Origin of the sequence: Rhodococcus sp. 7Tela_A2 (assembly GCF_049311045.1) — a bacterium.
GTDB lineage: Bacteria > Actinomycetota > Actinomycetes > Mycobacteriales > Mycobacteriaceae > Rhodococcus.
In genome coordinates this window covers 1-25188 of record NZ_JAXION010000004.1, presented here as the reverse complement: position 1 = coordinate 25188, position 25188 = coordinate 1, and the positions used below count along the sequence as shown (strand labels likewise).

The following is a 25188-nucleotide window of genomic DNA, read 5'->3' as shown; positions in this document are numbered from 1 at the left end:
GATGGCGGATACCCGCAACAAGACCGTGTCGTGGTCCGCGGTCAACGTGCTCGTGCTCCTCTACGCGCTCGTGCCGGTGCTGTGGATCGCCAGCCTGTCGTTCAAGCCGCCCGGCACCATCCAGGACGGCAACTTCATCCCGCAGCAGTGGACCCTCGACAACTATCGGGGCATCTTCAAGACCAACGCGTTCACGAGCGCGTTGATCAACTCCATCGGGATCGGGCTGATCGCGACGTTCATCGCCGTGATCCTCGGGACGATGGCGGCGTACGCCGTCGCCCGCCTGGACTTCCCGGGCAAGAAGGTGCTGGTCGGGGTCGCCCTGCTCATCGCGATGTTCCCGCAGATCTCCCTGGTCAGCCCGCTGTTCGAGATCATGCGCAGCATCGGGTTGTTCGACACCTGGGCCGCGCTGATCATCCCGTACATCACCTTCTCGCTCCCACTCGCGATCTATACGCTCTCGGCCTTCTTCCGGGAGATCCCCTGGGAACTCGAGAAGGCAGCGAAGATGGACGGCGCCACCCCGGCGCAGGCGTTCCGGAAGGTGATCGCGCCACTGGCTGCACCGGGAATCATCACCGCCGCGATTCTGGTGTTCATCTTCTGCTGGAACGACCTGCTGTTCGCGATTTCGCTGACATCGACGGAGCGGTCGATCACGGCACCTGCGGCGATCGCGAACTTCACCGGTGCTTCGCAGTTCGAGGAACCGACCGGTTCCATCGCCGCTGCCGCGATGGTCATCACCATCCCGATCATCGTGTTCGTACTGATCTTCCAACGTCGTATCGTCGCCGGACTGACGTCCGGCGCGGTGAAGGGGTGAGCGTCATGGCCGAGATCGTGCTCGACAAGGTGACGAAGGAATACCCTGACGGCGCCAAAGCCGTCCGCGACGTGGATCTGACGATCGCGGACGGCGAATTCATCATCCTCGTGGGCCCGTCCGGTTGCGGAAAGTCGACGACGCTGAACATGATCGCCGGCCTCGAGGACATTTCGAGCGGTGAACTGCGGATCGCGGGTGAACGCGTCAACGAGAAGGCTCCGAAGGACCGCGACATCGCGATGGTGTTCCAGTCGTACGCCCTGTATCCCCACATGACGGTGCGCGAGAACATCGAGTTCCCATTGACTTTGGCGAAGCTTCCGAAGAGCGAGATCGCGGAGAAGGTCGACGAGGCCGCCCGCATCCTCGATCTCACCCAGCATCTCGACCGCAAGCCCGCCAATCTCTCCGGTGGTCAACGGCAGCGAGTCGCCATGGGACGAGCCATCGTTCGCAACCCCAAGGCGTTCCTCATGGACGAACCGCTGTCCAACCTGGATGCGAAACTCCGGGTCCAGATGCGGACGGAGATCGCCCGGTTGCAGAAGAGGCTGGGCACGACCACCGTGTACGTCACGCACGACCAGACCGAGGCGATGACACTCGGTGACCGAGTGGTGGTCATGCGCAGCGGACTCGTGCAACAGGTGGGTGCACCGCAGGACCTGTACGACCATCCCCGGAACCTGTTCGTGGCCGGGTTCATCGGCTCACCCGCGATGAACTTCACCTCGGGGCAACTGGAGTCGGGCAAGATACGCTCCGCCTTCGGGGATTTCGCGCTCCCGGACGACCGGTGGGAGATGGTCCGGCAGCACAATCCTTCCCGCGACGTGGTGCTCGGTATCCGTCCCGAGCATTTCGAGGACGCGGCGCTCCTCGAACCCGCGCAACGGGAACAGGGCGTGACCTTCACGGCCGATGTGGACGTCCTCGAATCGATGGGGTCGGACAAGTTCGCGTACTTCACCGTGGAAGGCCCCGAGGTGCGGTCGAAGGAACTCGACGAACTCGCCGCCGCGACGGCCTCGGTCGATCTCGCGGGCGGCACGCTGGTGGCACGACTCCCGGTCGAATCCGGGGTCGCCAAGGACAAGCCGGTGGATTTGTGGTTCGACCCGGCCAAAGTCGCACTGTTCGACCAGGAAACGGGAACGAACGTCACGCTGCAGAAGTGACGCAACCCCGGGGGCCGCCCCCCCCCCCCCCCCCCCCGCGTGGCGCGCCCGCCCCAGCACCCGGGGGCCGGCCCGCCCGCCCCCTCACCGCGGATTGCGTCGCCGCAACGTCTCCACGATGTCGTCGTTCCACACGTGGCGGCGGACGAGGCGATAGCGTTCGCGCGCGATCCAGAGGTATGCCTCGGCGTCCGTCCGGTTCGGCAACATGCCGGCGGCGCGGACCAGCGCGACCACGGGCACGAACTCGTCCTCGTACCAGCGCCGCGCGACATCTTCGCGGGTCAGAAACTCACCGAGGTCCTGCATGAGACGGAACCCCCACGCCTCCACCGCTTCGGACAGTTCGGCGTAGTCCCACGGGTCCGTGACCCGCACGGCGTCAACGGCGTCGGCGGGCAGGGGCACACGCGTGCAGAACATCCGGTAATGGTCCTTGCGCACGAGGTCCGACTGCCCGGTGATCCCGTCGGCGGAGATCCGGGTGATGATCTCGGTGACGTACGCGTCGATGGTGCGGTCGTGCTGGGCGTAGGCGATCGACACGCGGTGGTGCCCGTCCTGCACGAAATGCAACGAGCCGACCCGGTACACGGAGATGGGCGGCATCGCCTCGCCTCGCCGCCGTGCGACAGCGATCCTCTCCCAGCGTTCGCGCAGACGCGCCGACGTGGGACGGAAACGCCGGTCGAAGTCGTCGGTGCGGTCCACGCTGCCGACGATCGACGACACCTCGATGATCTGCAGGCCGAGTCGGCGCTCGTCGACCCTGCCGAGCGCACGAACGACTTCGTCGAACGGCAACACGGTGTTGACATCGTCGGGTTCGCGCCGCAGCCATGCGATCAGCCGGGCGTACTCGGCGCGGCGACGTTGCCGCGCGAAATCGTCACCGGCATCGGAAACCGGAAAACCGGTGTCGCGCGCCATTCCTCGACGGTACCGGGTGCTGGGCCGCAGCGGGGGCGTCCTGCGTGTCGGAGACCTGTGCGACAGTCGACCCCGTGACGAACCGGACCCTCACCGTTCGCGAACTCGGTCGCGCCACCCTTGCCCGCCAGCACCTGCTCGGGCGGAGCGACCTTTCCACCGCGGCGATGCTCGAGCACCTGATCGGGTTGCAGGCGCAGGCGCCCGAGCCACCGTATTTCGCGTTGTGGACACGGATACGCGGATTCACACCCGACCGATTGTCGGATCTGATCGCCTCCCGCGAGGTGGTGCGCATCGCGCTGATGCGCGGCACCGTCTTCGCGGTGACAGCGCCCGACGCCCTCGCGCTGCGGTCCTGGATGCAGCCTCTGCTGACGCGCGCGCTGCGCACCGATACGCAACACGCCGCGGGCCTCGCGGGCATCGACCACACGGCACTGTCCGAGTTCGCCGCAGAGCTGGTCCGCCACGAACCGCGCACCGGCCAGGAACTGGGCCGTCTGCTTGCAGAACGTTTCCCCGGTTACGAGCCCGGTGCCCTCGCCTACGCGGTACGCGGATTGCTACCGCTGGTGCAGGTGCCTCCGCGCGGACTGTGGGGGCGATCGGGTCTACCGCGACTCGCGCTTCTCGACCATTGGGTCGGGCGCGGCGGCGAATCCCTTCCTCCGCTCGCACCGGAACCTGTCGCGCTCGTACGCCGGTACCTCGCGGCGTTCGGCCCCGCGAGCGCACGCGACGCGCAGGCATGGTCGGGGCTCACGGGTCTCGGCGAGATCTTCGACGCGCTTCGGCCCGATCTCACCGTCTTCCGCGACGAGAACGGGGTCGAACTGTTCGACCTGCCGGACGCTCCCCGTCCCGATCCCGCGACGCCGGCACCGGTTCGCATCCTCGCGCAGTACGACAACGTGCTGCTCTCCCACGCCGACCGCACCCGGCTGGTGTCCGACGCCGACCGCCGCCGGCTCGTCACGAAGAACGGGATCGTCCACGCGGCCGTTCTCGTCGGCGGCACGGTCGCCGGGTCGGTCCGCCGCACCACGACACGTCGTTCGGCGGTCCTCGAGGTCACGCCGTGGCGCCGTCTCACCAACGCGAACCGGTCGGCGATCGAGGCCGAAGGGATGCGCCTGCTGAAGTTCTCGGCGCCGGGCGCAGACGACCGCGAGGTCCGGATCCTGCCCGAGGCGCACTAGTGGCACGGACCGACACCCGGTCGCGGGCGCAGACTAGATTGCAGGGGTGACCGACGCAGTGCTCGACGCAGTCCGCGCCCATCTCACCGCCCACCTCTCCGGCCCCGGCGGTGGGGAACCGGAGTCCGCGTCGGTGACGTTCCTGGGACTCGAACCCATCGATGTGCTGCGGTTCCGCAGTCCCGAGACCAGACTTCTGCGGTTCGCCACGTTGGGATGCTCCCGGCATCCCATGGGCGACCCGACGGAGATGGTCGCGGACCCCAATCGTGGGCCGCGTGCCGAACTGGTTCTGAGTCTGCGTAATGCGGAGGGCCTGACGACCGGGGTGCACCGCACGCTCGCGTTGCTCGCCGCGCTTCCGGCGGTGGAGGGAGTCGTGCTGACCGACGACGCCCTGCTCGATCTGGGTGAGCCGCTCTGGGAGGGTGCACCGTTCACGGCGGTGCTGCTCGGCAGCGGCGACGTGCCGGATCTGGTGTTGCCCGAGCCGGCCGATCCGGTGCGGTTCTTCGATGCGATTCCGCTGACCGGCACCGAAGCGGCGTGGAAGCGGTTACGCGGCGCGGACGCACTGCGCGAGGCGTGGACGGAGGCGGGCATCGACCTCCGCGACCCCAAGCGAGCGCAAGCCCGCTTCTGAATGCGGGTGCGTCAACGCGGTACGACCACTCCCACCGGCCCCGCACCGACGCACACGCTCATACCGGGGGTAGCGGTGCGAACCTGTAGACCGTCGCCGCCGCCGGGCACCCGCACGTACACCGTGCCCGGACCCTCGGTGACCTCGACGCGAGCCGGTTCCCGCGACGGGAAACCCACCTCGATCTCGCCGTCGGCCGACGCCAGATAGTTCAGCTGGACGGTCCACGTCGCTTCCAGCATCGGCCCGGTCGGCAGCATCGTGGTGGTGCCGGGCACCACGTGACGACCGCATCCCGGTTCGGGGCCCGGATCGACCCAGCGCACCGCCATCAGATCGGCGGGCACGAGTGCCCCCGCCTCGTCGAGGACGCGTAGTTCCGTCGTGCTGTCGCCGATGTCGGACCGGTCGGGGAGCGCGGCGAACACCGATCCCATCAGGTTGTGCGGAAACGTCACGGGAAGGAGGACCCACACCGAGACCGGATGGTCGAGTACGGCCACGTCCGGGCGGGAGACCAGACCGGAGCGAGCGTTGTCCAGGTACTCGCCGGTCGGATTATCGGTCCAGCTTCGGGTGAAGGTCACTGTGGACCACAGGGAACCGACGGCGAACGTTGCTGCGGCCACGGCCGCGACCGCCCGCACCACAGTCGTGGGGATCGCCGGCGCATCCGGCCGGGGTGGCGCCCGCAGGATCAGTGCGGCCGCGACAGCGACGACGACAGCGGAGTCGGCGAAGTACCGCAGCGTCTGGGCGAGTTCGTATGTGGTGCCGGGCCCGAATCGGGTACTGATCATCGCGACCATCGATGCCGCGACGTATGCGCCGGTCGCGGCCCAGACGAATCCGGTGCGCTGCCGTGTCCGCAGGCTCCATGCGAGCGCGACGGCGAGCGCGGCCCAGGCCACGACGACGAGCACTACCGGTGGGTCCGCCCACGGCGGTCCGGGGTTCCACCGGTCCCACTGCCACGGGCCACCGACCAGGGAGGGGAGCAATCCGTACGACAGGCCGTGGTGGCTCAATCCGAGCGCCATGTCGGCGGTCGGTACGCCGAACCGTGATTCGACCGTGGAGACGTAGAGACCGCTCCACACCGCGAGCACGACCGCCGAGGCGAGCCACAGCGGTGCCGCCTGCCGCAACGCGGTCCGCACCGGCCGGCGCTGCCCGTCGACGCGGTAGGTGAGGGCGAGCACGGTGAACGCGACGAACGGAACGAGGATCGCCTTCTCGAAGAACATCAACGCGAGGGCCGTGACGAGTACGCCGCTCACGAGATACCGGCGCCGGCCGGAGCGGGCGTACCGAAGGGCGTCGCCCGCGACCCAGGCGAGAGCCGCCTGCATCGGTAGCGAATTGAGTGCCGCCGCCCACCATGCGAACGCAGGCAGGGTCAGCGGGGTGAACAGGTAGAACAGGAGAGGCGCCCAGAGTGCGCGCCGTGCACCGAGCAACAGCCACAGCACGCGGAGCACCGCGAGCGAGGCGAGTGCCTGCGCCAGCACGAGAGTCACCGCGGCAGGCCACCACTGCAGCGGGGCGATCATGGTGGCGAGCCCTGCGACGAGAAACGCGCCGGGCATGAGATGGCCGTCGTGGTCGTACCGCAGGAAGGACTCCGACAGCAGCGACTCGGTGCCGGCCCGCCCGATGAGGATCAGGTCGTCCCAGTAGAACTCGCTCGTGACCGCGATCGCGGTCCGGAGTGCCACCTGCGCAGCGATCAGCGCGAGGGCGACGACCAGGACGATCCGGCCCCGGTCGTGCTGCGCCGCAGGACTTCCCGGCCCGCGTTCGAAAAGTGCGGTCGTCACAGCCACTTGTTGCGTCGGAACGTGACGAACAGTCCCACAGTGATGACGACGATGACACCCCACACGAGGAAATAGCCGTAATCCCAGTGCAACTCGGGCATCTTGTCGAAGTTCATTCCGTAGATACCGGCGATCATCGTAGGCACCGCGGCGATCGCGACCCACGCCGAGATACGTCGCATATCTGTGTTCTGTTGCACGGTGACCTTCGCGATGGCCGCGTCGAGCAGCGTGCCGAGAGTCTCGTCGAACGCGGCGATGCGGTCGGAGACGGTGGTGTGGTGGTCGGCGACGTCACGGAAGTAGCGGCGCACGTCCTTCGGCACAGGGTTGCCCGGCGACCGGATGAGTAGCTGCAACGGTTCGGCGAGCGGGACGACCGCGCGTCGCAACTGCACGATTTCGCGCTTGAGGAGGTAGATCTGTTCGACCGCGATATGTGTGTCGGGGGTGAAGACGAGTTCTTCGAGATCGTCGACGTCGGGTTGCACGGCGGTGGTGACCGCGAGATAGGAATCGACGACGTGGTCGGCGATCGCGTGCAGCACCGCGGCGGGACCGAGCATCAGCCGCGCCGGATTCTTCTCGAGCCGGCTGCGCACCCGGGAGAGTTCGGAATGGTCGCCGTGTCGCACGCTGATGATGAAGTCCGGCCCGGTGAACAGCATGATCTCGCCGGTTTCGACGATGTCCTTGGTCGTGGTCACGCTTTCGTGCTCGATATAGCTCACGGTCCGCAGAACCAGGAACAACAGGTCGTCGTAACGCTCGAGTTTGGGGCGCTGGTGCGCGTGGACCGCGTCCTCCGCCATCAGTTCGTGCAGGCCGAACGTCCGGGCCACGCTCGTCATCTGCTGTTCGTCCGGTTCGTGCAGGCCGAGCCACACGAATCCGTTTCCGCGGCGACGCACTTCGGCGAGCGCCTCGGAGTGTGTGTACTTGCCCGGTTCGCGCCGGCCGTCGATATAGACCGCGCAGTCCACCACGGCCTGTTCGGTGGGCACCGGTGGGGGCGGCCCGGCCGCCTCGGGTGGTGCCACCGAGATGTGCCGATCCGATCGGGAGGGCAGGTTCGCCATGGTCTCCCTCCCTCCGTTGTGGTCGAGCGGCACGAGATGTCGCGCCGTCATGTTAGTCGCCACACCTGACAGACTGGTGACGTGCGCATAGATCTGCATTCCCACTCCACCGCGTCCGACGGCACGGACAGTCCGTCCGCGCTGGTTCGCGCGGCTGCCGAGGCAGGACTGGACGTGGTGGCACTGACCGACCACGACACCACCACCGGATGGGACGAGGCGGCCGCGGCGACGCCGTCCGGACTGCGACTCGTGCGCGGGATGGAGATGTCGTGCACGGGGCGCGGTGAGGATGGCGCGCCCGTCGCGGTGCACCTGCTGGCGTATCTGTTCGACCCGGACGACCCGGACTTCGTGGTCGAACTCGGGCGGTTGCGCGGGGAGCGCGTGTCGCGGATCAGGACGATGGCCGAGCGCATGGCCGACGACGGGCTCCCGATCGATGTCGACGCGGTCCTCGCACAGGCGGGGCCGGCGGCGGGCCGGCCGCATCTCGCCCGTGCGCTCGTCGACGCCGGGGTGGTGGCGACGGTGGGAGACGCATTCACCGAACTGTTGTCGCCGCGAGGCCGCTATTACGTGTCGAAAGCGGACACGCCGCTCGCGGACGCGGTGCGGATGGTGACGGCCGCGGGCGGTGTCACCGTGATCGCGCACGCTCGTGCGCGCGCACGCGGGCGCCTGCTGGCCCTCGACCACATCGAGGAACTCGCGGAGATCGGCCTGGGCGGACTCGAAGCGGATCACCCGGACCACAGCGACGCGGATGCCCGGTTGATGCGCGACATGGCTGAACGCCTGGGGTTGTTCGTCACCGGATCGTCGGACTATCACGGACGGAACAAGGACATCGCGCTCGGACGGTTCACGACCGACCCCGGCGCGTACGAAGCTCTGCTCGACAGGGCGAAGGGAGTCGAGGTGGTCGTGGGATGAGGACGTCGGGGACGGGGCATCAGGGCGCCGGACGGGACGACGAATTCGCCGCGGCGCCGGAGCATTACGACAGCCGGGCGTACGACAGGCGGCAGTACGACAGGAGGCAGTACGACAGGCGGCAGTACGACAGCAGGCAGTACGACAGCAGGGAGTACGACAACCGGAAGTACGGCAGGGCCGGGCACTCCGGGCAGCCGCGTAGGGCATCGTTGCCGGTTCGTGCGGGGCGGGTCGTGTCCGGCGTGGTCGCCGGGGCAGTGCTCGTGCTGGCCGCGGTGGTGGTCGGCGCGCAGTATCTCGGCGGCCAACGGGGCTTTCCCGGACCGGGCTCGGCTTCGGTGGCGGCCCACGTCGTCGCGGCACTCGTGGCCGTCGGCGCCCAGATCGTCGCCGACCGCGCACGGGGCTTCGCCGCGTTCGCCGCACCCGTTGTGGTCATCGTCACTGCATCGATTCTGTTGATCACGCAGTGGTGGGGCTGAATCGGCGGCGCTCCGGTGCTACCGACCGGTAGCACCGGAGAATCCCCAGGAACCGGGTTGCGCCGTACCCGGGGTTACCGCAAACTCACAGGTGAGACCACAAAAAGGTGAAACCTTTGCAATCGATGCCGATTTGATTGTTGGTCTGTAAAGGTGGCAAACTCGCCACCACGACCGAGGCCGGAGTCACCCTTCCGGTATCGGAAGAAAGATGGCAGAGCCGCTCGAGGGCTTGTCGCCGAGGCCACCCGCCCCGGCGCCATCGCGCTCCGGAAGACGTACAGCGTTCCACAGCCGTAACCATGATCGCGCGCCGGATGCTTCATCGAATATGTCCTTGGCGGAGCACCGTATCTCCATGTGAAACGCATGAGAGTGCAGTTTCTTCGCAGTAACCGAGGCCAGGACTGGTCTCGGAACACGCAGGAGTGTCATCGTGTCAATTGTGTCTGCTGCACATACCCCCGAGAAGCTCGAGCTGACCGACGAAGAGATCTTCGCAAGCCATGTGGGCGGGAAGCTTTCGGTCGAGCTCGCCGCGCCCCTCGAGACCCAGCGCGACCTCTCCATCGCCTACACCCCGGGCGTCGCCCAGGTCAGCCGTGCGATCGCGGCCGACGAGACGCTCGCCGCGCGGTACACCTGGACGAGCCGGCTCGTCGTGGTCGTGTCCGACGGCACGGCCGTGCTCGGACTCGGCGACATCGGCCCCCGCGCGTCGCTGCCCGTGATGGAGGGTAAGTCCGCGCTGTTCAAGAAGTTCGCCGGGCTCGACTCGATTCCCTTGGTGCTCGACACGAAGGATCCCGACGCGATCGTCGAGACACTGATCCGGTTGCGTCCCAGCTTCGGTGCCGTGAACCTCGAGGACATTTCGGCGCCGCGCTGCTTCGAGATCGAGAAGCGCGTCATCGAGGCACTCGACTGCCCCGTCATGCACGACGACCAGCACGGCACCGCGATTGTCGCACTGGCTGCGCTCAAGGGCGCCGTGAAGGTGCAGGACCGTGACATCAAGACGCTGCGCGTGGTCATCTCCGGCGCAGGTGCCGCGGGTGTCGCGTGCGCGAACATCCTTCTCGCCGCGGGCATCGAGGACGTCGTGGTGCTCGATTCGAAGGGCATCGTCTCGTCGGATCGCGCCGACCTGCACCCGATCAAGGCCGACCTGGCTTCTCGTACCAACCCGGCGGATCGTCGCGGCGGTCTCATCGAGGCTCTCGACGGGGCCGATGTGTTCCTGGGCGTGTCCGCGGGCACCGTCCCCGAGGAGATCATCGCGACGATGGCCGACAACGCCATCATCTTCGCGATGTCCAACCCCGACCCGGAGATCCACCCCGACATCGCGCGCAAGTACGCCGCCATCGTCGCCACCGGTCGCAGCGACTTCCCGAACCAGATCAACAACGTGCTCGCGTTCCCGGGTGTGTTCCGGGGCGCGCTGGACGCCGGTGCCCGGCGCATCACCGAGGGCATGAAGCTCGCGGCCGCCGACGCGATCCTCTCGGTCGTCGCCGACGAACTGTCCGTCGACAAGATCGTGCCGAGCCCGCTGGATCCGCGGGTCGAGCCGGCCGTCGCGGAAGCTGTTGCGGCAGCGGCCAAGGCCGAGGGCGTCGCCTGATCCGAGCTGTTCTGTTCGCCGAACGCCCGTCCGGGACTCCGGGCGGGCGTTCGGCGTCGGTGAGAGGAAGCGGTGCTGCGGTGCCTCCCGCCGATGCTGCCGCAACCGGATGGGACGATAGGAGGCGGTCTAGCAACGGGCGAGTTCGAGGAGTGTGACGATCGGTGAAGACACGGATGCTCGGCGTCGCGGCGATGATGGCGACGGCCGCGACACTCGTCGGATGCTCGACCGGCCAGGTCCTGTCGGCGGATTCGGATCCCGGTGTGCTCACCGTCGGCTCGGGGCAGTCGCCCGACAGCCGGGTCCTCGCCGAGATCTACGCAGCGGTGCTGCGCGGAACCGGGTCGCCCGTGGATACCCGGCTCGGGCTCTCCGAAGGCGAGGATCTGGCGGCGCTGGATTCCGGCGCGGTCGACGTGCTGCCGGAATACATGGGAGGGCTGCTGCTGCGGTTGCAGCCCGGCGCCACTGCGGTCGAACCGGACGACGTGTTCGAGGAATTGAACAGATCGCTGCCGCAGGGGCTCTCGGTCTCCGATTATGCGGTCGCCGAGCAGCCCGGGTCGGGAGATGCAGGGGACGCCGGAAGCTCCGCGGCGGCCGCGAATGTCGTCCCGCTGATACGCAGCGGTGCACTGACACCGGAGCAGGTGAAGGCGCTGAACGTGGTGGCAGGGGAGCTCACCACGGACGAACTCGCCGAGATGGGGGACGCGGTGCGACGCGGGGAGCTCGAACCCGGCCGCGCAGCGGACGATTGGCTCGCCGCGCGCTGAGACTCAGGCCGAGGGCGGGCCTCACTTCTCTCGTTTGCTGTCGCCGCTCTCGAGCTGCCGGATCCGTTCCGCCGCTTCCCGCAGGCGCGCTTTGCGCTCATCGGCGCTCGATTCCTTGAGCTCCTCGTAGAGCTCTTCGTCCTCGTCGCTGAAACCCAGGATCATGCGGGGCACACTCAGCGTGACGATCAGCGACGGCCATACCACCCAGGCGTACTCCCAATCGACGATCATCTGCAGCACGAGAAACGTCATCAGGGTGATGCCGATGATGATCCAGTCGAGAGACTCGACGACGCTTCCCCGTTGGCGCAGCGAGACGAGTTCGGTTTCCGGATCGGTGGGTGCGGGCGCATCGTTCGGGCGCACCGCCGGAACGGATGCGGACCCGTCGACCACCCGGACATGCCCGTCGGCGATTTCCAGCGGTACACCACCCGGAAGGCCGTCGAAGGCCGGCCGGGCGGCGGACAGGCTGCGTGCCTGCGCGACCCAGCCGGATCGGTCGTAGAACTCCGACGAGTCGAGCCGGCCTGCGGCGTAGTGCTCACTCAGGACGTTGAGCGCGTGCAGACGCTCGCTATCGCTGAGCAGGATGTCCGGGGTGTTCGGGTCGTCCGTCATGAGATCCGCCGTCCGGGTCGAATTGTCGGATCTCAACTATAGAATTAATCGGCTCTTCCGGTCGACCGTCAGTCGTGTGTGCCTGCCGGTGCCGCACCGGACATGTGCCGTCGCAGGAACGTTCCGACATCGTCCACCGCCTCGGCCGCCTCGCGTACGAGTCCGGCCTGCAGGTGCGCGACGTGCCACAACTCGGGCTGTTCGGTGTACTCCAGATCGATGCCCGCCGCACGCAGCTTCTCCGCGAACTCGGAGATCTGCGGGTACAGCACTTCCCTCACGCCCACCTGGATCAGCGTCGGGGGGAGTCCCGTGAGGTCTCCGTGCAGCGGCGCGTAACCGGGATCGGCCGGGTCGCCTGTGCCGAGGTAGGCCTCGGCGGACGAGAACGCCCAAGCGGTGTTGACGACGACGTCCCGGTCGAACGGCACGGTGCGGGAGCCCGGATCGACCCACGGCGACAGCAGGCCCAGCGCTGCCGGTGTGACGCCGTGCCGGTCGATGAGCCGGCGCGCGGTGGCGACCGACAGGCCGCCGCCCGCGGAATCACCGGCGAGCGGGGTGGTCGCCGCATCTGCGCCGTGCTCGGTGATCAGATCGATGTACGCGGCCACCGCGTCGTCGAGAGCGGCCGGGTACGGGTGTTCCGGAGCGAGACGGTAGTCGAGTGCGTACACCACCGATCCGGTCGCGGCCGCGAGATGCGCGACCAGCGATCGGTGGGTGGCGGGGGAGGCGCAGGTGTATGCGCCGCCGTGCAGATACAGCACCGCTGTTGGTCGCTCCGTCGCCCCTACCGTGACCCGTTCGGCGGGTCGTCCGCCGAGCGTGACCTTCCGGACGACGGTGCCCTCCGGCAACGGCTGGATCGGTGCGGCGGCTTCGAGCAATCGCCGCTGCACCGAGTACGGCAGCCGCGCGTTGAGAGTGAGCCGGTAGAGGGGACGCAGGGTCGTCCGCACGAGGCGCAAAGGAAGCTGTGGCATCGGCGCAGCCTAGTTCTTGGGCATGATGCGACCCGCAACCGTCGCTACGACACGCTGGTAGGACGGACCGACGATCCGGACCCAGCCGTCGAGCAACTTGGCGTCGGCGCCGATGAGCACGCGGGGGCGGTTCTTCCGGACGCCCCGGAGGATCGTCTTCGCGGCGGCCTCCGGGGTGGTACGGGCGAGTTTGCTGTCGAAGAACTGCGCGAAGCTCTGCTGGTCGTCGCCGTCGGGCACTGCCGCGTTCCGTGCGATGGCGGTCTTGATGCCGCCCGGGTGCACACAGGTCACGCGGACAGGATGCTTGGCGATCAGCATTTCCTGGCGCAAGGATTCGGTGAATCCGCGAACCGCGAACTTGGCGGCGTTGTATGCCGTCTGGCCGGGGATGCCCAGGAGGCCGAACAGGCTCGAGACATTGATCAGGTGCCCGTCTCCGGATGCGATCAGGTGCGGCAGAAAGGCTTTGGTGCCGTTGACGACGCCCCAGAAATCCACATCGACGATCCGTTCGATGTCCTTGAACTCGGACCGTTCGAACTCACCGTGATAGGCGATCCCCGCGTTGTTGTACAACTGGTTGACCTTGCCGAAGCGGGCGACGACGGCGTCGGCGTACGCGTACACAGCTTCCCGCTGCGTGACGTCGAGGTGATCGGACTTCACCTCGGCACCGAGACTGCTTGCCAGGCGCGCGGTTTCCGCGAGACCCACCGTATCGACGTCGGACAGTGCGAGTGTGGCGCCCCGACCGGCGAGGTCGACGGCGAGCGCCCGCCCGATTCCGGATGCGGCTCCCGTGATGACGACGACCCGGCCCTCGAATTCGCTCACTGGAGTGCAGCCTTCCTGGATGCGGGCGCGGTGCGCTCGGTGGTGGTGCCGGCGGATTCGACGGCTTCGGCAGGTGCCGGAAGATCGGACTCGGCCACGCTACGGTACGCGTCGAGGTCGAAATGCTTGGTGATGCGGCGGAATTCGAAAGTGAAACCGGGCCAGAGCGTCGTGTTGTTGCCGTGCTTGTCGAGGTACCAGCTCGCGCAGCCGCCGTTGTTCCACACGCTGTTCTTCAGTGCGTCCTGGATTCCCCGGTTGTACTCGTCCTGGGCGTCCTGGCGCACTTCGACGGTGCCGAGACGATGCCGATCGAGCGTGTCGATCGCGTCGACGAGATAGTTGAGCTGCGACTCGATCATGTACACCATGGACGTGTGTCCGAGGCCGGTGTTGGGGCCGACGAGGAAGAACAGGTTCGGGAACCCCGCGACTGTGGACCCCTTGTATCCCTGCATGCCGGTTTCGTCGAATACGTCTGCGAGAGAGCGACCGTCCTTGCCGAAGATCCCCGCGAACATCGGGGAATCGGTGACGTGGAATCCGGTGGCGACGACGATCGCGTCGACCTCGCGGGTGGTGCCGTCCTTCGTCACGATGCCGTCGGTGGTGACCTCGGCGATGCCGTCGGTGACCAGGTCGACGTTCGGGCGGTCGAGTGCCGGGTAGTAGTTGTTGGAGATCAGCATGCGCTTGCAGCCGATTCCGAAATTCGGGGTGACCTTGCGCCGCAGGGCGCGATCGGAGATGCCCCGGCGGATCTGCGCCCTCGCGGCGAGTTCGAGCGGCTTCATGAAGACGGGTGCCTTGGCGAGCCCGACCACTTGTGTTTCCCGCATGAGGTACTGCAGGGTGCGTGAGAGTCGCTGGAAGCCGGGAATGTACCGGAAGGCGAACTTTTCGGCCTTCGTGTATTCGCGGTCGGCGCGGGGGAGCACCCACGGCGCGGTGCGCTGGTACACGTCGAGGTGCGCGACCGTGCCGGCGATGGCGGGCACGATCTGGATGGCAGAGGCGCCGGTCCCGATGACGGCAACCCGCTTACCGGTGAGGTCGGCGTCGTGGTTCCACCGGGCGGAGTGGAAGATCTCGCCGCCGAAGCGGTCGATTCCCGCGATGTCGGGAAGCGAGGGTTCGCACAGGGCGCCGACCGCGGAGACGAGGTTCTTGGCGCTGAAATCGCCACGGGTGGTGCGCACGTCCCAGCGGTGCGTGTCTCCGTTCCAGCGTGCGTCCTGGACGTCGCAGCCGAACACGGTGCGCCGGCGGACCTCGTACTTGTCGGCCACGGAGGTGATGTACGCCTGGATCTCGGGCTGGGGCGAGAACGAGCGTGTCCATCCGGGATTGAGTGCGAACGAGTAGGAGTAGAGGTTCGACGGCACGTCGCACGCGGCACCGGGATAGGTGTTGTCGCGCCAGGTGCCACCCACCTCGGCCGCGCGTTCGAGGACCAGGAATTCCTTGCCGGCCTGCGAGAGCTTGATGGCGGCGCCGAGTCCGGCGAACCCACTGCCGATGATCAGCGTATCGATCCGGCGGGTGCTCTCACCGGCGGAGGTGTCTGTAACCGGAAGACTCATGTATCTGAGATTAAGGGGTCGGCGTGACGTGGTCAATAGGTTGTTGACCATTATTCAATAAGAATGCTTGCATGGAACGGTGAAAGGCAACAGTTCCGTGAAAGGAGGGCGGCGAACCCGCCTGAGTCCACAGCAACGCCGTGCTCAACTGATCGAGCTCGGCGTGGAGCTACTCGCCAGTCGCTCCCTCGACCAGATCTCCGTCGAGGACATCGCCGACCGCGCCGGGGTGTCGCGCGGACTGCTGTTCCACTACTTCGGGTCCAAGCACGACTTCCAGGTGGCGGTCGTGCAGCACATCAGCCGCGACATGCTCGAACGGACCGCTCCCGACGAGAGCCTGGATCCGATGGAGATGCTGCGCGGCACCGTCGTCGCGTACGTCGACTACGTCACCGAACGCCCCGCCACCTACGTTTCGATGCTCCGGGGTTCGGTCAGCGGCGACCCCGACATGCGGGCGGTCTTCGAGGAGACCCGGCGCGCCATGGTCGAACGCACCGTCACGCACCTTCCGAGCATCGGTATCGATGTCGACGCAATGGTCCGCCTCGCGGTCCGCGGCTGGGTGGCGTTCGTCGAGGACATCACGATCGCGTGGCTGCAGGAGCAGGGCATCTCGCCGTCTCCGGCGCACGACCCGGACACCGCGCCGAACCACGACTCCGCACTCACCCGCGAGCAGTTCGTCGATCTGGCGGTCGCCGCGCTTCCTGCGGTGGTGGCGTCGGCTCAGCCGGACTCGATCGGCGGGCTGCCGTCGGAGCCGATCGCCGTCGAAACCTCGCGAGCCGGGCCGGTCGCCCCGTAGGACGAACCGACCCGGCTCGCATGAGAACCGTCAGGCCCCCGTGAGGGACCGCAACGGGGCTTCTTACCGCGTGAAGGCCTTCTCGAGGATCTCCTGCTGTTCGACAGCGTGGACCTTGCTCGATCCCGAGGACGGCGCGGACATCGCGCGACGCGAGATCCGCTTGATCCCGGCCAGCTTCTCCGGGAGCATCTCGGGCAGCGCCAGACCGAAGAACGGCCATGCACCCTGGTTCGCCGGCTCTTCCTGGACCCAGAAGAACTCGGACGCGTTCGGGTACTGCTCGAGCGTCTCCGCGATACGGCGACGCGGCACCGGGTACAGCTGCTCGACACGGACGATCGCGATGTCGTCGCGGCCTTCCTTCTGCTTCTTCGCGAGCAGTTCCCAGTAGATCTTGCCGGAGGTCAGCAGGACACGTTCGACCTTCGAGCGGTCGGCAGATCCGTCCTCGAACGGGACCTCTTCGAGGATGGAACGGAACTTGCCCTCGGTGAAGTCCTCGATGTTGCTGACCGCAGCCTTGTTGCGCAGCATCGACTTCGGCGTGAACACCACGAGCGGGCGGCGGATGCCGTCCAGGTGGTGACGGCGCAGCAAGTGGAAGTAGCTCGCCGGGGTCGACGGCATCGCCACGGTCATCGAGCCCTCGGCGCACAGCTGGAGCCAGCGCTCGATACGGCCCGAGGTGTGGTCGGGGCCCTGACCCTCGTGGCCGTGCGGCAGCAGCAGCACGACGTCCGAAAGCTGGCCCCACTTGGCCTCACCCGACGAGATGAACTCGTCGATGATCGACTGCGCGCCGTTGACGAAGTCGCCGAACTGCGCCTCCCACAGCACGAGTGCATCGGGGTTGCCCACCGAGTAGCCGTACTCGAAGCCCAGGCCTGCGAACTCGGTCAGAGCCGAGTCGTACACCATGAAGCGTCCGCCGTTACCGGCCTCGGCGGCGACTGCCGCGAGCGGGCTGTAATCCTCGCCCGTCTTGCGGTCGATCAGCACCGAGTGACGCTGCGTGAAGGTGCCGCGACGCGAGTCCTGGCCGGCCAGGCGCACGAGTGCGCCCTGCTCGACGAGCGAACCGAATGCGAGGAGCTCGGCGTAGGCCCAGTCGATGTGACCCTCGCGCGACATCGTGCGGCGCTTCTCGATCACGGGCTTGACGCGCGGGTGCACGCTGAAGCCGTCGGGCACATCGGCGAACGCGTCGCCGATCCGCTCGAGCACGTCCTTGTCGACAGCAGTCTTCAGACGCGCGGGCGGAGTCTGGTCGAGCTCGACCGATTCGGACGGTTCCGGCTGGTACTTCTCCAGCTCGCGCACCTCGTTGAAGACACGCTCGAGCTGACCCTGGTAGTCGCGCAGGGCGTCTTCGGCTTCCTTGAGCGAGATGTCCCCGCGGCCGATCAGGGCCTCGGTGTAGCTCTTGCGGACGCTGCGCTTGGTGTCGATGACGTCGTACATCGCCGGCTGCGTCATCGAGGGATCGTCGCCCTCGTTGTGGCCGCGGCGGCGGTAGCAGATCATGTCGATCACGACGTCCTTGTGGAACTTCTCGCGGAAGTCCACGGCGAGCTGCGCAACCCACACACACGCCTCGGGGTCGTCACCGTTGACGTGGAAGATCGGCGCACCGATCATCTTCGCCACATCGGTGCAGTACTCCGACGAACGCGAGTGCTCCGGGGCGGTGGTGAAGCCGACCTGGTTGTTGACCACGATGTGCACGGTGCCGCCGGTGCGGTAGCCGCGCAGCAATGCGAGGTTGAGCGTCTCCGCCACGACACCCTGACCTGCGAACGCGGCGTCGCCGTGCAGCAGCAGCGGCAGAACGGTGAAGCCGCTCTCGCCCTTGTCGAGGATGTCCTGCTTGGCGCGAACCAGGCCCTCGAGCACCGGGTTGACGGCTTCGAGGTGCGACGGGTTGGCGGTGAGCGACACCTTGATGTCGTTCTCGCCGAACATCTGGATGTAGGTGCCCTCGGCGCCCAGGTGGTACTTCACGTCGCCGGAGCCGTGTGCGGCGGCCGGGTTCAGGTTGCCCTCGAACTCCGTGAAGATCTGGGAGTACGGCTTGCCCACGATGTTGGCGAGCACGTTGAGGCGTCCACGGTGCGGCATCGCGATGGCGACTTCGTCGAGCTGGTGCTCGGCGGCCTGATCGATGATGGCGTCCATCATCGGGATGACCGACTCGGACCCCTCGAGCGAGAAACGCTTCTGGCCGACGTACTTGGTCTGCAGGAACGTCTCGAACGCCTCGGCGGCGTTGAGGCGGCTGAGGATGTACTTCTGCTGGGCGACCGTCGGCTTGACGTGGTGCGCCTCGACGCGTTCCTGGATCCACTGCTGCTGCTCGGGCTCGAGGATGTGCGTGTACTCGATACCGACGTGGCGGCAGTACGCGTCGCGCAGCACCGACAGGACGTCGCGCAGCTTCATCTTCTGCTTGCCGTGGAAGCCGCCGACATTGAACTCGCGATCGAGATCCCACAGCGTCAGATCGTGGGTGATCACGTCGAGATCCGGATGCGACCGGAACTTGTCGCGGACGAACTGCAGCGGATCGGTGTCGGCCATGAGGTGGCCGCGGCTGCGGTAGGCGGCGATGAGCTCGAGCACGCGGGTGCTCTTGTCGACCAGGCCCTCGGGCACGTCCTTGCGCCAGCGGACCGGCTCGTAAGGAATGTGCAGCGTGTGGAAGATCTCGTCGTAGAACTCGTCGGAGATCAGCAGCTGGTGGATGGTCTTGAGGAACTCACCCGACTCGGCGCCCTGGATGACCCGGTGGTCGTAGGTCGAGGTCAGCGTCAGCAGCTTGCCGATGCCCATCTCGGCGATACGCGCATCGGATGCGCCCTGGAACTCGGCGGGGTACTCCATCGCACCGGCACCGATGATCGCTCCCTGGCCGCCCATCAGACGCGGCACCGAATGCACGGTGCCGATGCCGCCCGGGTTGGTCAGCGAGATGGTGACGCCGGAGAAGTCTTCGCCGGTGAGCTTGCCGTCGCGCGCGCGGCGGACGATGTCCTCGTACGCCGAGTAGAACTGCGCGAAGTTCATCGTCTCGCAGTTGCGGATTGCGGCGACGACGAGCGAACGGGAGCCGTTCTTGCCCGGCAGGTCGATCGCGAGACCGAGGTTGGTGTGCGCGGGGGTGACGAGGTTGGGCTTCCCGTCGATCTCGGCGTAGTGGTTGTTCATGTTCGGGTACGCCTTGACCGCCTGGACGATCGCGTAGCCGAGAAGATGAGTGAACGAGACCTTGCCGCCCCGGGTGCGGGCGAGGTGGTTGTTGATGACGATGCGGTTGTCGAACATCAACTTCGCGGGGACCGCGCGAACGCTGGTGGCCGTCGGGATCGACAGCGAGGCGTTCATGTTCTTCGCGACGGCAGCAGCCGCGCCCCGGAGAACCTTGGTCTCCTCGGACTTCTTGTCGGAAGAGGTGCTCGCCGGCTTCGGAGCAGGCTTGGACGCGGTCGCAGGCTTGGACGCGGTCGCAGGCTTGGCCGGTGCGGCCTTCGCCGGCGCGGCAGCCGGCTTCGCAGCAGAGTTACCGGCGTTGTCGGAGGACTTCGCGGGAGCCTTGGTAGACGAGGCGGACGCCTTCGGCGCTGCGGGTGCAGCAGCCGGGGCAGTCTTGGTGGCGGAGGGCTGAGTGGACTTCTCGGGGGTCTTCACCTCGGCGCCGTTGGAGCCTCCGGCCACGTGTGCCTCGGGAGAATAGTCGGTGAGAAACTCGTGCCAGCTCTCGTCCACGGACGACGGATCGTCCTGAAACCGCTGGTACATCTCGTCAACCAACCACTGGTTCTGTCCGAACTGTGATGTAGAGCTGCTGCTCACGGCAGTTGTTCGCCTCGTTTCTTTCTTCGGTACCCGATCGGAGCGCCTATGCATATGAGGCTAGCTGGTGGGTGTGTGACGATCCGAACTGATCATCCATGCCCGAGAGCCACCTCACAATCTGAGTCGACGGGGTCACCATCGACGACGGTTCTCGACCGCCGATTATTCCCTCAATCGTGCATCGCCGCAGAACGGACCCCGTTACAAATGCGAGGACTCACGTGTGATCTGTGACGAAGACGGTTGTACGACGCCGTCGCCCACCGTCTCCGGCACGAGCGCTCCGCTGGCGAGTTGCCACAACGTGGTGTACAGACCGCCCGCACGACGCAGCGTCTCGTGGGGTCCGGCTTCGACGATCCGTCCGCCGTCGACCACCACGACGAGATCGGCGCGCGCTGCCGTTGCGAGGCGATGCGCGACGACGACCGCGGTGCGCGAACGCGTGACGGTCGCCCCTGCCTCGAGCACCGCGCGTTCCGTGGCGGGATCGAGGGTCGCGGTCGCCTCGTCGAGCAGCAACAGGTCGGGGTCGACCAGTTCCGCGCGGGCGAGCGCGATGAGCTGGCGCTGCCCCGCGGACAGTCCTTGCCCGCGCTCACCGACGGGATGGTGCATACCGCCGCTCAGCCCGGCGATCATGTCCAGAGCACCGACGGCCCGGGCCGCACTCTCGATGCGTTCGCGACTCGACTCGGGCCGGCCGTAGGCGATGTTGCTTGCGATGGACCCGGTGAACAGGTGCGCCTCCTGCGGCACCACGCCGAGCCTTGCGCGGTAGTCCGGCAGGCGGTAACGCCTCACATCGGTTCCGTCGACGCGCACCGCACCGGAGGTGGGGTCGTAGAACCGCGCCAGCAGTTTGACGACCGTCGACTTTCCGGCGCCGGTGCGGCCGACCAGTGCGACGGTCGCGCCCGCGGGAATGTCGAGATCCACGTCGGTGAGCGCATCGCTGTCGGCGCCGCTGTACCGGAACCCGACGCCGCGAAGGCTCACGTCGCCGTGCAGGTGACCGGAAATGGGAACGTCCCCGGTCGGCCCGGTTTCGAGGGAACTCTCGGTGCGCAGAAGGTCGCCGATGCGGCGGAGCCCGACGCGGGCCTGCTGGTAACCGTCGAACACCTGCGACAACTGCTGGATGGGAGCGAAGAGCAGGTTCAGATAGAGCACGAAGGCGATGAGCACACCGGGAGTGGCAGCACCCGACGCGACCTCGCGCGCGCCGACGAACACGACCGCCGCCAGGGCGAGGTCCGAGAGCAGCGAGATGAAGGGGAAGTACAGCGAGATCGCTCGCTGCGACCGCATGCGGCTGCGACGGTACGAGTCGGCACGTTCGGCGAACAGCCGGGCCGCGTTCTCCTCACGGCGATAGGCCTGCGCGGCCCGCAGACCCGTCACGTTCTCCTGGAACATCGCGTTGACCTGCGATATGCGCTCGCGGGACTGCGCATATGCATCGCGCGAGACAGACCTGAACCAGAACGTCACCGCGATGAGGACGGGGATCGCCGCCAGGACGACGAGGGCCAGCGATCCGTCGGTCACGATCAGCGCGACGGAGATGCCGGTCAGCGTCAGCACGCTGACCACCGCGGTCGACAGACCCGTCTGGATGAACTGGGACAGCGCATCCACGTCCGTCGTCATGCGCGTCATGATCCGGCCCGACAGTTCCCGTTCGTAGTAGTCGAGCCCGAGTCTCTGCAGGTGCGCATAACTGCGGACGCGCAGTCCGAACAGGACCCGCTCGCCGGCCCGGGCGGTCAGGATCGTCAGGATCGCCACCGCCGCCCAGCCGAGCAGCGCGAGGACTGTGCCCGCGAACGCCGCTTCCCACAGCGCCTGCGGGTTGCCGGGCGTCACGCCGCGGTCGACGGCGAATCGCACGATCGTCGGAAACGCGATTCCGATGAGCGACTCGACCGCCAGGCACACTGCCACGGCGGCGAGCAACAGCCGCACCGGCCGCAGGGTGGTCCACAAGCGGAACTCGGGATCCGGTCGGCGCAGCGCATCCGAACGCAATGCCGGGGCGTCACCCGGGGTCTCGGTAGCCGGTGGCAGTGCGGCCACCGCTGCGCGCAACTCCGGTGTCGGAGCGACGGCGCCGAGTGCGCCGCTGCCCGGTCCACCGCCTCCGGGGCCGCGTGGAGCGGGCGGTGCCCCGGTGGCCGCCGGTGTGGTGGCCTCGGGCTCGAATTCCGTGGGCCAGAGGACATGGGCGTCGAGGGGCTCCGGCTCGCCGGGCAGGTCCTCGTCGAGAACCTCACTGCTCGACAGAAGCCGCCGGAACACGGGACTGCGTGCGTCGAGTTCGTCGGCGGTGCCCACGTCGACGATCCGGCCACCGTCGAGCACCGCGACGCGGTCGGCGAGAGCCAGCGTGGAGCGGCGGTGGGCGAGCACCAGGGTGGTGCGCTGGGGCTGTGCCCGGAGCGCGGCGTAGATCGCGGCTTCGGTTTCCGCGTCCACCGCGGACGTCGCATCGTCGAGAATCAGGACACGCGGGTCGACGAGCAGAGCCCGGGCGAGTGCGACGCGCTGTCGCTGTCCGCCCGACAGCGTCAGGCCCCGTTCGCCGACGACGGTGTCGTACCCGTCGGGCAGCGCCTCGATGAACTCGTCCGCCCGTGCCGCCGTGGCGGCGGCGCGGATCTCCTCGTCGGTCGCATCGGGACGACCGAGCGCGATGTTGGAGGCGACGGTGTCGGAGAACAGGAACGGTTCGTCGAAGACCAGGCTCACCGCCGAACGCACGTCGGCGGCGCGCAGCGATGCGACGTCGACGTCCTCGCCGTTCGAGGTCACGCACACCGATCCGGCGTGGGGCGCGTAGAACCGCGGGACGAGCAGCGACATGGCAGTTTTGCCGGAACCGGCGGGGCCGACGACCGCTACGGTCTCGCCGGGGGACAGTTCGAGGTCGACGCCGCGCAGGACATCGCGGCCGGGTTCGAAACCGAAGGTGACGTTGCGGAAGGCCAGTCCGAGCGGACCCTCGGGGAGGGTCGCAGGATGCGGGGGATCGGCGACATCGGGCTCGGTGTCGATCACTTCGTACACACGCTCGACGGCCGCGCGGGAGAGTTGCGCCATGATCACGACCTGGGCGAGGGTCCGGGTCGTCGCGGTGGTCGTTGCGACATAGGCAGTGAACGCGACGAACGTACCGACGGTGATCGTGCCTTCGAGGGCGAGCCAGCCGCCGATCGCAATGGTGGCTACCAGTCCCAGCTGGGGGATGGCGCCCATCGGTGCGGCGAACCGGGAGTTCACCCGGGCCGCGCGCAATCGTTCGGCGTAGAGCCGGCGCCCGTGATCCTCGAGTTGATCGACCGCCCGGCTTTCCTGTCCGAAACCTTTGACCACCCGCACGCCGGTGACCGTTTCCTCGACGTGCTGTGCGAGATCCGCCGCGCGCTGCTGCGCCGACCACGTGGCCGCGAACAGGGTGGGACGGACGACGCGGACCACCGTCACGATGATCGGCACCGCCACCACCGCGACGAGGGTGAGCAGCGGGGACAGCGCGAGCATGATCACGACGGAGAGAACGAACTGCAACAGCGCACCCGCGGACATCGGTACGAGTGCGAGCAGTCCCTGGACGAGTTGCAGGTCCGTGATCGACCGGGACACCACCTGGCCGGTCCGGATCCGGTCCTGCCCGTGACCGTCGAGCCGTTGCAGCGATCCGAGCAGCCGGAGCCGAAGGTCGTGCTGGACGTTCAGAGACAAACGTCCGGCGAGCATGCGCCGGCCGTACTGGCATCCGAACCGGACGACCGCACCGGCAGCGATCGCACCCGCGGCCAGCCCGATCAGTCGCGTGTCGTCCGGGGCGACGTCGCCCTGTCCGGTCGCACTGTCGAGGGCGACCTTCGTCAGCAGCGGGAACGCGATATCGATCAGTGCAGCGACGATCGTGACCGCGAGAGCCCCAAGCGCCTGAGTGCGGTGCCGCAGGGCTTCGCCTCCGAGCCGGCGTATCCAGCCGGTCGGAGGCGACTCCGGTGCGGTGAGGTGTGCCATCCGATCGACACTATCGCCGCCCGGCGACACCGGTGAGCGCGCGGGGTCAGACGAAGTCGCGGTTGCGGGTCCGCCACCAGCCGAGGCCACAGAACAGCACCGTCCAGAGAATCAGGACGAGGGGTGCGACCGGCCACCGCACCGCCATCTCGACGTCGTCCGGCATTTCGACCACCGAGAACAGCGTGTACCAGGTGACCTGTCCGGGCAGGTACTGCGCGATCGCGCCCAGCCCGATCCCGTGCAGGACCAGCGAGACGATCAGTTCACCGAACGGGATCCACGCGCAGATCGCGAGAACGGAACCCGTCATCGAGCCGGTGAGCAGTCCGAGTCCCGCGCCGATCAGCGCCCACAGCACGGCGCAGAGCAGACCGGTGCCGAGGACCGCGCCGACCGTTCCGAAATCGGCACCGCTGAACCCGCCGCCGAACAACAAGATGGTCAAGGCGGAGATTGCTTCGGCGACGAGGCAGTACGCCAGACCGAAGATCGCGACGACCGCCAGCTTTGTTGCGAGAACCCGGTCGCGGCCCCGCGTGGTGAGGAACGTCGTGACCACCGTGCGGTGCTGGAATTCGCTGCCGGTGTTGACCACCCCGAACAATGCCGCGAAGAGGAACACCAGTGCCAGGGCCAGTGAGATGCCCACTGCCGCTGCGGCGGCCTCCGCGAAGTCCTCACCGACCACGTCTTCGAGTTGACGCATCACCGGCAGCGTCAGCGCCCCGCAGAACAGTCCGACGAGGAGCGGAGCGATGCCGAGAATCCACCAGTAGCGCAGGCTCAGTACCTTGCGGAACTCGGCGGTCAGGAGCGCGGTCATGCGGAGGGTCCTTCTGATCCGGTCGGCTGTTGCTGCGGTGGGCCGTAGTACTGCTGTGGCGGGTTCGGCTGGGCGGGATACGGCTGCGGGGGGTACGGCTGCGGGGGGTACGGC

Annotated in this window: 19 protein-coding genes; 9 read left to right on the top strand and 10 right to left on the bottom strand. The window is 67.5% G+C overall.

Features of this window, described 5'->3' with window-relative positions; translation table 11 throughout:
• Position 1 precedes the first annotated feature (1 nt).
• On the top strand, positions 2 to 832 hold the full coding sequence (locus tag TVH25_RS01520) for a carbohydrate ABC transporter permease (protein ID WP_169621659.1): 831 nt from the start codon (positions 2 to 4) through the stop codon (positions 830 to 832).
• A 5-nt stretch (positions 833 to 837) separates the two neighbouring features.
• Positions 838 to 2013, top strand: a complete 1176-nt coding sequence (locus TVH25_RS01515; RefSeq protein ID WP_169621660.1) for an ABC transporter ATP-binding protein — start codon at positions 838 to 840, stop codon at positions 2011 to 2013.
• 84 nt (positions 2014 to 2097) lie between these two features.
• Here TVH25_RS01515 and TVH25_RS01510 read toward each other — a convergent pair whose 3' ends face one another.
• Complete coding sequence (locus TVH25_RS01510; protein WP_169621661.1) at positions 2098 to 2943, bottom strand: chromosome partitioning protein ParB; 846 nt, start codon at positions 2941 to 2943, stop codon at positions 2098 to 2100.
• Positions 2944 to 3017: 74 nt separating this feature from the next.
• Between TVH25_RS01510 and TVH25_RS01505 the strand changes: the two genes are divergently transcribed.
• Together TVH25_RS01505 and TVH25_RS01500 are read left to right on the top strand one after the other, a co-directional pair.
• Positions 3018 to 4145, top strand: a complete 1128-nt coding sequence (locus TVH25_RS01505; protein WP_296551703.1) for a winged helix DNA-binding domain-containing protein — start codon at positions 3018 to 3020, stop codon at positions 4143 to 4145.
• Positions 4146 to 4191: 46 nt separating this feature from the next.
• The gene (locus TVH25_RS01500) at positions 4192 to 4788 is read left to right on the top strand and encodes a suppressor of fused domain protein (protein WP_422423207.1); all 597 of its coding nucleotides are present in this window, start codon (positions 4192 to 4194) and stop codon (positions 4786 to 4788) included.
• An 11-nt stretch (positions 4789 to 4799) separates the two neighbouring features.
• Here the strand turns inward: TVH25_RS01500 and TVH25_RS01495 are convergent, their stop codons facing one another.
• Entirely contained in the window at positions 4800 to 6608 is a 1809-nt protein-coding gene (locus TVH25_RS01495; RefSeq protein ID WP_422423206.1) for a hypothetical protein, read from the bottom strand.
• Positions 6605 to 7687 carry a magnesium and cobalt transport protein CorA gene (locus tag TVH25_RS01490; RefSeq protein WP_169621728.1) on the bottom strand — a complete coding sequence of 361 codons (1083 nt, stop codon included), beginning with the start codon at positions 7685 to 7687 and terminating at the stop codon, positions 6605 to 6607. Before TVH25_RS01490 ends, TVH25_RS01495 begins: the two co-directional genes overlap by 4 nt.
• Before the next feature lie 81 nt (positions 7688 to 7768).
• Here TVH25_RS01490 and TVH25_RS01485 point away from each other — a divergent pair, with 81 nt between their 5' ends.
• The 4 genes from TVH25_RS01485 (at position 7769) to TVH25_RS01470 (ending at position 11514) form a co-directional block, all read left to right on the top strand.
• Complete coding sequence (locus TVH25_RS01485) at positions 7769 to 8623, top strand: PHP domain-containing protein (RefSeq protein WP_169652615.1); 855 nt, start codon at positions 7769 to 7771, stop codon at positions 8621 to 8623.
• Positions 8620 to 9108, top strand: coding sequence for a hypothetical protein (locus TVH25_RS01480; RefSeq protein ID WP_422423205.1), 489 nt, complete (start codon positions 8620 to 8622; stop codon positions 9106 to 9108). Before TVH25_RS01485 ends, TVH25_RS01480 begins: the two co-directional genes overlap by 4 nt.
• 436 nt (positions 9109 to 9544) lie before the next feature.
• Positions 9545 to 10735 carry an NAD(P)-dependent malic enzyme gene (locus TVH25_RS01475; RefSeq protein ID WP_422423204.1) on the top strand — a complete coding sequence of 397 codons (1191 nt, stop codon included), beginning with the start codon at positions 9545 to 9547 and terminating at the stop codon, positions 10733 to 10735.
• A gap of 164 nt (positions 10736 to 10899) precedes the next feature.
• On the top strand, positions 10900 to 11514 hold the full coding sequence (locus TVH25_RS01470) for a glycine betaine ABC transporter substrate-binding protein (protein ID WP_169621669.1): 615 nt from the start codon (positions 10900 to 10902) through the stop codon (positions 11512 to 11514).
• Positions 11515 to 11535: 21 nt separating this feature from the next.
• On the opposite strand, the gene TVH25_RS01465 is transcribed toward TVH25_RS01470, so the two are convergent.
• The 4 genes from TVH25_RS01465 to TVH25_RS01450 form a co-directional block, all read right to left on the bottom strand.
• Positions 11536 to 12138, bottom strand: coding sequence for a DUF1707 SHOCT-like domain-containing protein (locus tag TVH25_RS01465; protein ID WP_169621670.1), 603 nt, complete (start codon positions 12136 to 12138; stop codon positions 11536 to 11538).
• Positions 12139 to 12206: 68 nt separating this feature from the next.
• Positions 12207 to 13124, bottom strand: a complete 918-nt coding sequence (locus tag TVH25_RS01460; RefSeq protein ID WP_422423203.1) for an alpha/beta hydrolase — start codon at positions 13122 to 13124, stop codon at positions 12207 to 12209.
• 9 nt (positions 13125 to 13133) lie between these two features.
• A complete protein-coding gene (locus TVH25_RS01455) occupies positions 13134 to 13961 on the bottom strand; it encodes an SDR family NAD(P)-dependent oxidoreductase (protein WP_422423202.1) in 828 nt (275 codons plus the stop codon).
• Positions 13958 to 15544 carry a flavin-containing monooxygenase gene (locus TVH25_RS01450; RefSeq protein ID WP_422423201.1) on the bottom strand — a complete coding sequence of 529 codons (1587 nt, stop codon included), beginning with the start codon at positions 15542 to 15544 and terminating at the stop codon, positions 13958 to 13960. The genes TVH25_RS01455 and TVH25_RS01450 overlap by 4 nt, the downstream gene beginning before the upstream one ends.
• Before the next feature lie 97 nt (positions 15545 to 15641).
• On the opposite strand from TVH25_RS01450, the gene TVH25_RS01445 reads away from it, so the two are divergent.
• Complete coding sequence (locus TVH25_RS01445) at positions 15642 to 16355, top strand: TetR/AcrR family transcriptional regulator (protein ID WP_422423200.1); 714 nt, start codon at positions 15642 to 15644, stop codon at positions 16353 to 16355.
• Between the two features lie 63 nt (positions 16356 to 16418).
• On the opposite strand, the gene TVH25_RS01440 is transcribed toward TVH25_RS01445, so the two are convergent.
• The 3 genes from TVH25_RS01440 to TVH25_RS01430 form a co-directional block, all read right to left on the bottom strand.
• Complete coding sequence (locus TVH25_RS01440; protein ID WP_296550993.1) at positions 16419 to 20207, bottom strand: multifunctional oxoglutarate decarboxylase/oxoglutarate dehydrogenase thiamine pyrophosphate-binding subunit/dihydrolipoyllysine-residue succinyltransferase subunit; 3789 nt, start codon at positions 20205 to 20207, stop codon at positions 16419 to 16421.
• A gap of 204 nt (positions 20208 to 20411) precedes the next feature.
• The gene (locus TVH25_RS01435) at positions 20412 to 24248 is read right to left on the bottom strand and encodes an ABC transporter ATP-binding protein (protein WP_422423199.1); all 3837 of its coding nucleotides are present in this window, start codon (positions 24246 to 24248) and stop codon (positions 20412 to 20414) included.
• A 46-nt stretch (positions 24249 to 24294) separates the two neighbouring features.
• Positions 24295 to 25074, bottom strand: a complete 780-nt coding sequence (locus tag TVH25_RS01430) for an ABC transporter permease (protein ID WP_422423198.1) — start codon at positions 25072 to 25074, stop codon at positions 24295 to 24297.
• Positions 25075 to 25188: the final 114 nt, after the last annotated feature.